Annotated in this window: 11 protein-coding genes and 1 pseudogene; 1 reads left to right on the forward strand and 11 read right to left on the reverse strand. The window is 33.8% G+C overall.

Translation table 11 applies throughout. The features are described 5' to 3' along the window. Positions 1–3: 3 nt before the first annotated feature. The 7 genes from ACS3UD_RS06535 to ACS3UD_RS06565 all read right to left on the reverse strand — a co-directional run bounded on the left by ACS3UD_RS06535 (position 4) and on the right by ACS3UD_RS06565 (position 8,769). On the reverse strand, positions 4–1,041 hold the full coding sequence (locus ACS3UD_RS06535; protein ID WP_308137248.1) for an ABC transporter ATP-binding protein: 1,038 nt from the start codon (positions 1,039–1,041) through the stop codon (positions 4–6). Next, on the reverse strand, positions 1,031–2,707 hold the full coding sequence (locus tag ACS3UD_RS06540) for an ABC transporter permease (RefSeq protein WP_440977745.1): 1,677 nt from the start codon (positions 2,705–2,707) through the stop codon (positions 1,031–1,033). The genes ACS3UD_RS06535 and ACS3UD_RS06540 overlap by 11 nt, the downstream gene beginning before the upstream one ends. 86 nt (positions 2,708–2,793) lie before the next feature. Beyond that, positions 2,794–3,891 (reverse strand): ABC transporter substrate-binding protein, encoded by a 1,098-nt coding sequence (locus ACS3UD_RS06545; protein ID WP_308137246.1) that lies wholly within the window; start codon positions 3,889–3,891, stop codon positions 2,794–2,796. Positions 3,892–3,948: 57 nt separating this feature from the next. Then, entirely contained in the window at positions 3,949–4,575 is a 627-nt protein-coding gene (locus ACS3UD_RS06550) for a PHP domain-containing protein (RefSeq protein ID WP_308137245.1), read from the reverse strand. A 181-nt stretch (positions 4,576–4,756) separates the two neighbouring features. Beyond that, complete coding sequence (locus tag ACS3UD_RS06555) at positions 4,757–6,802, reverse strand: thioredoxin domain-containing protein (RefSeq protein ID WP_308137244.1); 2,046 nt, start codon at positions 6,800–6,802, stop codon at positions 4,757–4,759. A 406-nt stretch (positions 6,803–7,208) separates the two neighbouring features. Further along, positions 7,209–7,934 (reverse strand): hypothetical protein, encoded by a 726-nt coding sequence (locus tag ACS3UD_RS06560; RefSeq protein WP_308137243.1) that lies wholly within the window; start codon positions 7,932–7,934, stop codon positions 7,209–7,211. After that, a complete protein-coding gene (locus ACS3UD_RS06565) occupies positions 7,924–8,769 on the reverse strand; it encodes a 4Fe-4S binding protein (RefSeq protein WP_308137242.1) in 846 nt (281 codons plus the stop codon). Before ACS3UD_RS06565 ends, ACS3UD_RS06560 begins: the two co-directional genes overlap by 11 nt. Before the next feature lie 331 nt (positions 8,770–9,100). Between ACS3UD_RS06565 and ACS3UD_RS06570 the strand changes: the two genes are divergently transcribed. Beyond that, the gene (locus ACS3UD_RS06570; protein WP_308140108.1) at positions 9,101–9,382 is read left to right on the forward strand and encodes a MetQ/NlpA family ABC transporter substrate-binding protein; all 282 of its coding nucleotides are present in this window, start codon (positions 9,101–9,103) and stop codon (positions 9,380–9,382) included. Positions 9,383–9,452: 70 nt separating this feature from the next. Here ACS3UD_RS06570 and ACS3UD_RS06575 read toward each other — a convergent pair whose 3' ends face one another. The 4 genes and pseudogenes from ACS3UD_RS06575 to ACS3UD_RS06590 all read right to left on the reverse strand — a co-directional run bounded on the left by ACS3UD_RS06575 (position 9,453) and on the right by ACS3UD_RS06590 (position 12,344). After that, a complete protein-coding gene (locus ACS3UD_RS06575; RefSeq protein ID WP_308137241.1) occupies positions 9,453–10,133 on the reverse strand; it encodes an AlkZ-related protein in 681 nt (226 codons plus the stop codon). Between the two features lie 290 nt (positions 10,134–10,423). Then, positions 10,424–10,594 (reverse strand): annotated as a pseudogene (locus ACS3UD_RS06580) (nitroreductase family protein); the annotation flags it as partial. Positions 10,595–10,795: 201 nt separating this feature from the next. Next, the gene (locus tag ACS3UD_RS06585; protein WP_308137240.1) at positions 10,796–11,674 is read right to left on the reverse strand and encodes a hypothetical protein; all 879 of its coding nucleotides are present in this window, start codon (positions 11,672–11,674) and stop codon (positions 10,796–10,798) included. A gap of 67 nt (positions 11,675–11,741) precedes the next feature. Further along, the gene (locus ACS3UD_RS06590; protein ID WP_308137239.1) at positions 11,742–12,344 is read right to left on the reverse strand and encodes a hypothetical protein; all 603 of its coding nucleotides are present in this window, start codon (positions 12,342–12,344) and stop codon (positions 11,742–11,744) included. Between the last annotated feature and the right edge of the window lie 112 nt (positions 12,345–12,456).

Raw genomic sequence — 12,456 nt, forward strand, 5'->3', positions numbered from 1 at the left:
GATTTACTGCTCTTTTAGTATAACCACATCATTTTCTCCGAAGGATACAAATATCTTTTCTCCAACACCTAAAGTATGATGTTCCGACGCATTAAGCTCATCAAGAGAAATATTCATATCTCCAATTTTTATCTGGCAACGGGTTATAAGTCCCAATTCTTCTTTAAAATCAATCACACCTTCAATACCGTCTTTGTCTATGTGAAGATGTTCCGGACGAATCATCGCAGTAACTGTTTCACCAATTATATCATTTTCAATATTTATTTTTTTGTTAAGAACATTTATATATTTCTTATCGCTATCACTTTGTACTTGACAGTTAAATAAATTTGCCTGACCAACAAAACTTGCTACAAAGGAATTTTTAGGATTTCTGTAAATTTCATTTGGTGATGCGCACTGCTGTATTTCTCCTTTGTTCATAACCGTAATGCGGTCTGCAATGGACATAGCCTCTTCCTGGTCATGGGTTACATAGATACTTGTAATACCCAGCTCTCGCTGCAGCTTTTTGATGCTTTGCCTCATAGACACTCTTAATTTTTCATCAAGATTTGATAGAGGTTCATCAAATAATAGTATGTCAGGCTTTATTACCAAAGCGCGAGCCAATGCCACCCTTTGTCTTTGACCTCCTGATAGTTCCTGTATCTTTCTTTTTTCTAAACCTTCCAGCTCCACACTTTTTATTATTTTTGCTACCATTTCATTAATTTTAGAAGTGGGAAGTTTTCTAACTTTCAATCCAAAAGATATATTCTCTTCAACATTTAAATGAGGAAATAATGCATAGTTTTGAAAAACCATTGCCGTATTTCTTTTTTGCGGTGGAAAACTACTTACATCAACATCATTAAAAAGTATTCTTCCTTGGGTTCTTGAAATAAGACCTGCAATCATTCGTAACAAAGTTGTTTTTCCGCAGCCCGACGGTCCTAGTAGTACCATTATTTCTCCGTCTTCAATTTCCATAGAAACATCTTTAACAACCTGAGTGCTTTCATAAGTCTTACATATGTTCTCCAATTTAATTTTCATGCTGAATCACCCCCTTAAACTTATCTGTAATACTTTTTCTGTTAAGAATAACATAAAACACTCCCATTAAAGCCAATGTAACAAAGGACAGCAACAGTGCCAATGTAGCAGGAACTCCTATTGCAGAATGAGTTATTGATTGAAATATAACCTGTACTGCAACTTTGTTCTTTGGAAGTATTAAAAATATTATGGCACCTAAAGTTGTCATTGTACTTGAAAATATTTTTAAATATGATGCAGCGACAGCTTCCGTAAGAAGAGGCATAAGCACAAGCCTGAATGTTTTTATTTTACCCGCTCCCAGATTATACGAAGCATCTTCTAGGTCAGGGTCAATGTGTTCCAACAAAGCATATCCTGATTTCATTGCCACATTTAATGATCTTGCTATACATATAAGATATATAATAACACTTGTACCAAGTATAATCCACGGTGACAAGTTTGGTAATATATATTTTCCTATTCCGAATATGGGATACTTGAATGTCACAAGATAGCCTATGCCAAACAAAATACCTGGAACCGCAGCTGGAAAAACGCCTATAAAATCTACAAATACAGGCACTATTATTTTTTTTCTGTTAATTATGTAGGATAATACAACCCCCATAAATGATGCTGTCAAAGCAGTAACAAAGGATAATTTAACACTGTTAACAAATGGCCGAAGGTTCATAGAAAGCGCTTCTCTCACATGGTCTAAGGTCAATGTGTAATCATATCCCCAATTTTTTGTTAATGCTCCAATAACTATGAAGCCAAATTTAATTATAAAAAATGACACAAAGCACAAGGTGCAGAAAATAAGCGCCATTTTTATAGGTTTACTCACATTTTCGTATACTATATCCCTTTCATTAGATGCATCTGAAAAATAGCTTTTTCTAGTGCTGAAATGCCTTTGAGCAAAAAATGCCGCAGCACATGGTATTAACAAAATTATTCCTGAAACTGCTGCACTTTTCATGTTGTACACTCCTGTTATCTGCACATACAAATCTGATGCAAGGGTGGAAAATTTACCCCCTATCATAAGAGGAGTTGTAAAATCAGCCATAGAAGATAAAAAAACAAGCAACGCTGCAGATGTAATTTCAGGAATCATCATTGGGAGAGTTATTTTAAATAGTATGGTACTTTCAGATGCTCCAAGATTTCTGGCTGCCTGCTCAATTGTTGTATCTACATTTTTAATTGAACTAGAAATAAGAATATAGGCATATGTTACCAAAGACAGAACTTGCAAAATAACAATGCCCTGCCATCCGTATGGACTTACGCTTAAATGAAGTATTTTATAAGTTATTAGCCCCCTGCTTCCGAAAAGCATAATAAATGCAATTGCTCCCACAAAAGCAGGATTCACCAAAGGTAACAGCATAAGAACTCTCAATATGCCTATTCCCTTAAATTGCATTCTTCTTAAACAAAATGTTATAATAATTCCAAAAAAAACCGAAATGGCCGTTACAACAGAAGAAACAAACAAACTGTTTCCTAAAAGTTTTATTACTCTGTCTATTAACTTCTGATCAAAAAAAGACAAATCACCTGATATCCCATATATAATTACACTTATAATAGGCAAAAAACAAAAGTAAGTTAAAAAAACAATTAAGAGCATCTGTATTAATTTAATGTAATTAAAATGTCTTATCAAAATATCACTGCTCCTTTAATAATAAACAAGCTGTGAAAAAGAATCTTAAATTCTATGCACAGCTTGTTTATTATATTAATCTAGTTCTATTTGTTAACTCTTTCGTTCCACTTTGAAAGAATCTCATCACGTTCAGATGCGTTGGCTTTGAAATCTGTAGGGAACAGTTCAATTTCTTTAAGGCTTAAAATTCCTTCTGGAGCAGATACATCATCACGTACCAGCAAAGCATTCTGGGCCTTACCTACTTCTTCAAGTCCCTTTGTTGACAACAGCCAATCTATGAACACTTTTGCAGCTTCCGGATTTTTACATCCTGATAGTATTGCAACAGGCTGTGGCCACCATCCTGTACCGTCTTCTGGATAAATTACTTTAACCTGAGGGTTATTTTCTTCCAAACTCTTATCGCCAGTGCCTGCATTTATTCCTACAGCTGCTTCACCTGCAATAACATTTTTACCAGGATCGCTTCCTCTTGCTGTAAAAAATGGTACCTGAGCTATTAATTTGTCAAGATAGTTCCAGCCTTCCTCTTCTCCTCTTGTTTGAAGAATTGCACTAACAGTGTTGTAAGCTGTTCCCGAAGATGCAGGATCAGACATTGAAACCAATCCATTCAGCTCTGGATGAAGCAGGTCGTCCCACTTTGAAGGAATCTCTAATCCAAGCTCTTCTATTATTTCTGTGTTAACAACCCAGTTAACAACTGTAAGAGATGTACCGTACCAATATCCGTCAGCATCTTTCATTCCATCAGCAATATTTTTAGATTCTTCTGATACATATGATTCAAGAAGACCATTTTCTGCTGCACTAATAAATGCATCAGCTCCTCCAGTAAACCAGATATCAGCAACAACTACTCCTGAATCTTTTTCGTTTTGAATTCTTTGCAGAATTTCGCCGTTTTTCATTGTAAGATTTTCAACCTTTATTCCTGTGTCAGCAGTAAATGCATCAAGAACAGGAATAATAGCGTCAGTTACTCCGTACAAATTTAGTGTTATATCTTTCATTGATTCATCGTAATGTGCTTTCCACGTTTCTTCGTCAGCTGAAACAGCTTCGCTCTCATTATTTTCTGCTGGTTTTTCAATTTCTTCATTGTTATCTGTTGAAGAACATCCTATTAAAGAAAAAATCATCAATACAGAAAGTAAAATAGACAATATTTTTTTCATTTTTTTCCTCCATAAATTGTTATGTTAAATTATAATAATACAACTCCTAAGTTAACACTAAAATTGCTCTAAAATTCTATAGCCGCTGTGTTCAAGAACTGCCGGCTTACATTGCCCTAGCTTTAAAACATCAATGAATTCCCCCAGATTATTTGCCCATTTAGGCAGCTTGGTTGCATATTTACCAAGTGTTTTTTCACTGTGGGAATCACTTGCACCTATTGCTTGCAACCCTAAAATTTTACAATACTCCAATGCCTTTTTATTAGCCTGCAAATCTGTATTGCCATTTAGCACCTCAATGCCGTCCAAACCATTAACAGACAATAAATTTTCCTCTAAACCTCTGTTGTTGTTTCTGAAAGGATGAGCACTGAAGCAAACACCGTTGAGTTCTTTTACATAATCAATGAACTGCTGTGCATCAAGCTTTTTGTCAGGAATTCTGTCAATTCCAAATGCTAAAATATCTCCTTGGTTTGTAAGAACTTCAACACCTACAAAAATAGGAAAATTAACTTCCTTAGAATATTTTTCAGCTGTTTCCTTAAGCCCCATACTGTCGTGATCAGTTATACAGACGCCATCTAAGCCTTTTCTTTTGGCACTTTCAACAATTTCTTCTAAGCTGTTTTTACTGTCTTTGGAAAATGTGCATTCATGAACATGCAAATCAACAAGCATATGCTACTATTCCTTTCATATGGAAATGTCATTATTTCTTTAAATACCATTAGAAAAGTTTATCATAGCAATAATAATATGTAAAATTAAATAATTTCATCATTGACTCGTTATGTATGAATAAAAGTTATATTTCTTTTTATATTTCCATAATAAAACTCCCTGGTGGGAGTTTTAGATGTTATTTGGTTTTAAGCTCTTTTTTTACTTCATCAAAATCCGTAATTGGAAGAGAACAATTCTTGTTCTTGCATATGTAAAATGTTGTTTTGTTATTTTTCATTGAATAGTTTTTTATATAGCCAATATGCTTTGATACATTCTCTGACTCCTGGGAAGCAAATGCAACCACAGTAGTATTCACCATAGATAGACCGCTTAATTTTTTAATGGTATTTTGTAAATCTTCCACATCTTTTGCTATACATACAACCTCAACCGAAGGATATAGTTCATACATTGCAGCCATTAGTGCAAATGTATAGCCTGCAGGATACTTAACAATGCTTCCTGATAAAAAATCAATTTGCTTTTTTGTCAACTCCTCTATATTTTTATCTCCTGTTATTCTGGATAACCTTACCAAATTGTATGCCGCAACTGAATTCCCAGAAGGAACAGCACCGTCATAAGTGTCCTTTGGATTATAAATAAGCTTTTCACCATACTTGCTTCCAAGAAAAAAGCCTCCATTTTCTTCATCCCAAAACAACTCAGTCATTTTTTTATTTATGTCCAACGCCTTTTTCAAATATACTATTTCAAAAGATGATTCATAGAGTTCAATTAAAGCCCACTGAATCATTGCATAATCTTCAAGAGTTGCATTTTCAAGAACGGAGCCGTCTTTATATCGTGCACACAAATATCCCTTATTATTTGTTAATTCTTCATCAACAAACTTCATTGCCTTTTTAGCTGCATCAATATAGTCTTCATCTCCAAACACTCTGTGAGCAACAGCAAATGCAGCAATCATCATACCATTCCATGAAGCAAGAATTTTATCGTCCTTGTGAAGAACAGTTCTAGTCTTTCTGTATTCATAAACCTTTTTATTAAGTTCTTCAATTTTTTCATCAACATCATAAAAGTCTTCTCTTTGAAGCAAATTAGGTATGTTTTTTCCTTCAAAATTCCCATTATGGGTAATCCCATAATACTCATTAAAATACGTTCCATCCTCTCTGCCGAGAACATTTATTATTTCATCCGGAGTAAAAACATAATACTTACCTTCCTCTCCTTCGCTATCAGCATCCTGCGCGGAATAAAAACCTCCCTTTTCATGAGTCATTTCTTTAAGCACATATTTTAAAACCTTATCTGTTATGCTCTTGTAAAGTTTTATACCTGTTGCAGCATAGCCGTATGAATATGCAGTAACAAGAAGCGCATTGTCGTAAAGCATTTTTTCAAAGTGAGGAACAAGCCACCTGTTATCTGTTGAGTATCTTGAAAATCCGTTTCCAACATGATCGAACATTCCTCCCACAAACATGCTTTCAAGAGTTTTCTCAACCATAAACAGCACATCATTATCACCTTCAAGTGCATAATAACTTAAAAGGAATAATAAATAGCTCGGTTGAGGAAATTTAGGGCTTTTCGAAAACCCTCCGTACTCCTCATCAAAATTTCTCTCAAGTATGTTTGCAGCATCACTGATATTTTTCTTTGACAGAACAAATTCGGAAGTACTTTCATTTTCAATTTTTTTTATCTCTTGGGTTATTACATTGCTTGACTCCACCAGCCTATCTTTTTGATGTTGCCATCTGTCAGCAACGATTTCAAGCAATTCAATAAGTCCTGTCATTCCATACTTGCTTTTTTTCGGAATATATGTACCGGCAAAAAAAGGTTTCTGCTGCGGTGTCATTATTATTGTAAGAGGCCATCCTCCGCTTCCGGTAATTCTATGAGCCACATTCATATAAACAGAATCAATATCCGGACGCTCCTCCCTGTCTACTTTTATAGGAACAAAATGTTTGTTTATAATTTCAGCTACTTCCTCATCCTCAAAAGATTCACCCTCCATTACATGGCACCAATGACAAGTCGAATAACCGATGGAAAGAAAAACGGGCTTATCTTCTGACTTTGCCTTTTCAAAAGCTTCATCACCCCATGGATACCAATCAACGGGGTTGTGGGCATGCTGAAGCAGATAAGGGCTTTTTTCATCTATCAAATGATTTGCTGTTTTTTTTAATTCAGTCATATTTAGCTCTCCCTCATAAATTTATTACTAATTATTATACCCAAAAACATAAAGGATACTACTCTTCAATTAAATAGTATCCTTTATTAATCATTAAAACCAATGTTTGCATATTTTTAAAATCTGTTGGTGTAAGATTTTTACAAACCATCCTCAGTGTTTTAATATATAATTATTTATTTATTTTCTCCATATACTCTTGGATATTTGCAAGTTCTTCTTCTTTTAAATAATCCAAAAGCTCATTTTCACCTGCTATTGTAGCCATGTCTATTATTTCCACCTGCATTGCTGCAACATATCCGTGTTCTTCTTTGTATATCTTTCATATTCAATCATACAATAAAAAACACCTGTACATGTGTTTTTTATTGTATAATATTATTATAAATTTTATTTTAATGTATTATGGAACAAGATCATTTATTTTTTCCTTAATTTCTGAAAATGACAATCCTTTTTCAAGACAATAATCTCTGATATTTGTGTTTGATGGTGGAATATCAGTTCCAAGAATTTCTTTTATCTTTTCATCTGTTATTCCTGCATCCTGAATGTCTTTAATAGTAGTTTTGCCAGATACAAGAATTTCTTCTTCCTGTTCTTCATCTTCTTGGCTCTCCAAAGTTACATCTAAGTCATCCTCATTTAAAACTGGTATTTTAGCAGAGTGTTCACGCAGATATTCTTTAACTTCTTCTGTTAGATTTTCATTGTGTTCAAGTATAATATTAATAGCCGCCTCTGGCAAATAGGTATCTTCAAAACTAATTGGGAGATTTTTGTAAAGAGCAACAAATAGCTGTACTGAACCGTTTCCTATTTCATTTTCCATATTAATGTACAATGACTCAAGGTCTTTTGATTTAATATTACGGTCACTTAAATTTTCAAGGCCGAATGCTTTATAGAGAACATCTCTGTCAATTTCAAACAGTTCAGCTACCTCATCAAAATAATATGAACCTCTTATGTCCTCTGGATTGTACTGTCCCTGAAAATCCCCTTCTTTGTAAACCGCAGGAACTTTTTCAGACTCTGAAGACCATACACCTGCAAAAATAGTAGCTGCAATTCCTCCAAATATTACAACAATTATTATAAGCGCTATTTTATTCATACTAATTTTCACTGTTGGCCTCCTTTTCTGCTGTTGATGCATTTGTCATAAGATTCACTGTATTGCTTACTGGGCAGCTTCTTTCTGAAGTGCATTCATAGCAGCTTATACACTGCAAATCATCTACAACTTCCTTGTCAGAAATTTTCAAATTCATAGGACATGCACTGTCACATTTCTTACATGAAATGCAGGTTGTTTTGTTTCTTCTTATCTTAAAAATTCTAAACTTATTGAATATTCCAAGCAAAGCTCCATATGGGCAGGCATACTTGCACCAAGGTCTTTCCACAAACAAGGACATAACAAGCGTTACAACAAGCACCAAAATTGCAGTTACTGCTGTTTCTTCTGACCAAAATGTAAATAGCGCATGGTATGGATCTACACTGTCAAATATTAAGTAACCTGATATTGATGTAATGTAAACAACCCATGCTAAAACACCGTATCTAAAATATCTAAGTATTTTATGAATTTCCTGGGGAACAAAAGTATTGTATCTTTTCTTAAATATTTTTCTACCAATGTTACCAATCCATTCTTGTACAGAACCTAGAGGGCAAACCCATCCGCAGAACACTGGTCCAAAAAGTATTGCTAAAACAAAAATTATTCCCATAAGTATTACAGATGACATATGAATTTTCTTTATAAGCGCCCCCAATGTAAACAAATTATAAAGTGTTACTACTCCCCCAAATGGACAAAGAGAATGAAGGGAGGCTTCTGACAAAAATGGAATGCTTGCCATTCCCGACTCTGCCAAAGTTTTGTTAATAGCAATCAAGCCAATAAGTGCAAAGAAAAAAATTTGCAATAATCTTCTTATATTCTTTTTCTTCATTAAATTTATTCTCCTCATTAAGATTTGTATTCAAATATACTTATAATTTGTGGCAAAACTGTGTCCTATTTTTGATAAAATTCAATCATTTGCAAATCAGCACTAATTTCTGCACAAGAAAATTTATAGCAACAGTTGCATGTTACTAATAATTTTGCTATCCAAACATACATTAAATACATAATTATATGTGTATCAAGGAGGGATAATATGGAGAGAGCGCATCAAGTTGACTACAGAATTTTCGGAGATGACATTCAGTTTGTGGAAATAGGTCTTGATTACTAAGAAACAATTGTTGCTGAACCTGGAGCAATGATGTAACTTCAACATTGTAGAATTTGCGGCAACAAACATACCCGCTTCTTTGGAAGAAGTTCCACTGGCAGCAATTAATTCCGGGGTGGCCACCGATGCAGGATTTATTCCTTCACAGGATGCTATAGTTCTGGAAGAATCCAAACCGGGAGAAAACCTATATATAAATGTAATTGCTGTTAGCACAAAGGACAAGGATAATGAAACTCACAAACGTATTGTAGAAATATATCAAACTGACGAAACAAAAAAAGTTATTGAAGAAGATTCAAAAGGCTCTTCAATACCGGTTTAATAAAATTTGAAAGCACTTAAAAAATAGCGTCAGGAACCGTAAAACACAGTTCCTGACGTATGCTTCTGCTCTATCCCAAAATAAATTTTTTTACCTTTTTCGGATCAGCTTTCGGATTCAGCTCATATATTTTCTTTTCGATTTTTTCGTAGGCTTCTTCATAGCTTATTCCATCAGCAGCGCTTATGACTTCTTCGTCAAAAAAATCCTCCGCAAGACAAAATACAGTTGATGACCATCCAAATTCTTCTCCCGACTTAGATTTTTTTCTTGCTCTTCCGCACATGGAAATATAGAATTTCATCTGCAGTTCTATGACATTATTATCGAACTTTGTCTTATCTTCCTTGGAAAATCCTCCGTATCTTTTAATCAGATGAATAGGCAGCTCTTTGTACTCACACAGCAATTCATAGATTTTTTTCGCATGATGGCTTATTTTGCCTTCTTCATACTCTTCCTGCAATTCATTGCTTCCGCGCCTTACGGCGTAAAAATAAGGATACCATTCCTGCGTTATATATCCGCTCTTCTTGAAAAACAGCTTACCATAGGCAATGTCGTTCCTTTCATTCAGAACTCTCATTCTCCATTCCCACGGATCGGTGTCTGGTTCTCCGGTATGCCAAAGCACATTGTCTTTAAAATAATCACATAGGGCAAATATTCCTTCGCTGTTCTCACCGCCTAGGCTCATGCCTGCACAATATAAATTTTCCAGGAAATCTTCAAAGTTTTGTATGGCTTTCATTATTAGACGACCTGCCTCCTTAGATTTTGTTTTTTATTATACCATATTCATCCATATAAGTCATCAAACACATTTAAATTCAGATACTTATAATATGCGAAAAACTCTCTCACAACGGAATAAACATCTCTTATGTCCAGATATTCAGCGTGTGCCGAATATCTATTACTAATGCCCACCTTATCAAATGCCAGTGTTTTTTATATTTTTCTTTTTCAATTTCATCTGTCCTTCAATACTATAATTTGTTAAAGATATATATCTTTAATTTTAAAAGAGCTTTCTTAGCATTACACAACGCCGACAGGTGCTGCATATATTACAAACTCATCTTTTCCGTCAAGCTTGAGAAAATCATCAGCAGCTTTCTGATCAAATGCAGCTATTGCACAGGTTCCGCAGCCTACGGCTCCGCAGCTTAGATATAGATTCTGCATTACATGCCCTGAATCAATTAACAAATCAAATTATCAATTACAGATTTATTTTTTAAATTACTCAAGAAACTTACCGTTTCTTTTAAGAATTAATCTTATTGCTCAAAAATCTTTCCGCTCTTATATATGAAATATCTGAATATCATTTTATTATTTTCATAGTAATTTCCGGTAACAATATACAATGTATCGTTTTTATTTCTAAACCTGAATACAAACTTTTCGTCACCTTTGATATTCCGCCATTTCAAAATGCTTTCCGTTCCATCTGTATATATTCACATATCCGGGGACAATACCTGCTGACACACCTATTAGCTCATCTGTGCCATCATGATCTAAGTCAATGTATTCGGGAGTCCCCATGGTCAGAAGATTTACTAACTCCTTTGTTTCTTCATTATACCCGATTAATTTCATTTCAATATAGGTGGCTCCCAGTTCTCCTACTATTTCAATTTCATTTTTACCGTCAAAGGTTCTGTCAACAGCCTCCACCTTTAAGTCTTCCAATCCATAATTACTTACAGTACCTAATTCATACACTTTATTATTATATTGTAAAAAAGCATATACTGTATTAGGTTCAACTGATTCTTCCTGTGATTTTTCAAAATACAAATCAATTACAACTTCTTCTTGGTCAAATAAATTCTCCAATGATATGCTTTTTTCATATATCAGATTTTCATTTGGAAGTCCTTCTTTGAGAGCCTCAACCATGATGGCAGAAAACTTCAGACTTATAATATTAAGCTCAGAGTACTCCCATATTTGATAGAACCTGGTATACAGTTTGGATGTCAGAATCACACTTTTTTCTGAACCTTCAAATGTATGCCCGGAACCCATCTGTTCTTTAAACACAACATTATACTCTTTTTCAATATAATTAAACAATTCTTCACTATTACCTGTTTTTGTTACATAAGTTATCGGATTGTCTTTTATCCTTACAAATGTACTTGTACCATTAAGCTGAATTATGCCTTTTAATACCGATATGGGATTACCCTCCTGAAAAATCACATCTTTATTAAATAAAAATAATGATAGTAGTATAAAGACTATAATTAATAATAAATATAATTTTTTTGTTTTCATGGCAACCTGCTACTATTTATTTGATAAAAATTGCTCTTCTGTTTTATTTTATTTAAAGGTGCGTCCCTTAATTGCTATTTAAATCCTTATCAAAAAAAGTTATTTTAATTTGATATGCAGTACTATAATATCCTCTGTATTTTTTGGGATTATTTAAAAACCTATCTACCTCCGAAAAAGAATCCGCATATAGTATTGCAATCAAGGGTATTGCCTCTTCTTTCCTAATAACTGATTCATTGTTGAAAGACATTGCATATGAATCATTCTTATCATAGACATACAGAACACTTGAATTTTTATCTTTTCTTTTTTTTGAATTAATTTCAATATTCAACTCATTTTCATCAGGATAATAAATTATATAAATTCTTCCTTTTGTTGATTCTTTATACAATTTATAAGCATAACTGTTAACAACTATTGGATTATATGTATCTGTATAATCTATTACTTCAATCATCATAGCTTTGATACTTTCATCTACAGAATATTCATATATTTTGGGCAGGAAACCAACAATCGGGGTTTTGATTCTTTCATCTTCGGATAAAGCAACTGATTTAATAAACATATTTTCCTTAGCATCAGTTTCCATTAAAGGAGCACTACAGCCAGTTAAGATGGATGTAACTACTATCACTAATAATATACCACCTATTTTTTTCATACCATTCCTCCGTTTCAACTTTATTTCAGACCTGCAAGATCGATCAAACCATTATTCACAATATAATTCTTTCTTAGTATTTATTTTATTCAATCTGAGCAGTTAATTGAAA

It is taken from the genome of Sedimentibacter sp. LTW-03 (assembly GCF_052059825.1).
In the GTDB taxonomy this organism is placed as follows: domain Bacteria; phylum Bacillota; class Clostridia; order Tissierellales; family Sedimentibacteraceae; genus Sedimentibacter.

Bases quoted from the DNA above. Each gene is read 5' to 3' on its own strand.
- ACS3UD_RS06545 (WP_308137246.1), bottom strand. From the start codon at position 3,891: ATGAAAAAAATATTGTCTATTTTACTTTCTGTATTGATGATTTTTTCT.
- ACS3UD_RS06590 (WP_308137239.1), bottom strand. From the start codon at position 12,344: ATGAAAAAAATAGGTGGTATATTATTAGTGATAGTAGTTACATCCATC.
- ACS3UD_RS06550 (WP_308137245.1), bottom strand. From the start codon at position 4,575: ATGCTTGTTGATTTGCATGTTCATGAATGCACATTTTCCAAAGACAGT.
- ACS3UD_RS06575 (WP_308137241.1), bottom strand. From the start codon at position 10,133: ATGAAAGCCATACAAAACTTTGAAGATTTCCTGGAAAATTTATATTGT.
- ACS3UD_RS06565 (WP_308137242.1), bottom strand. From the start codon at position 8,769: ATGAAGAAAAAGAATATAAGAAGATTATTGCAAATTTTTTTCTTTGCA.
- ACS3UD_RS06555 (WP_308137244.1), bottom strand. From the start codon at position 6,802: ATGACTGAATTAAAAAAAACAGCAAATCATTTGATAGATGAAAAAAGC.
- ACS3UD_RS06535 (WP_308137248.1), bottom strand. From the start codon at position 1,041: ATGAAAATTAAATTGGAGAACATATGTAAGACTTATGAAAGCACTCAG.
- ACS3UD_RS06585 (WP_308137240.1), bottom strand. From the start codon at position 11,674: ATGAAAACAAAAAAATTATATTTATTATTAATTATAGTCTTTATACTA.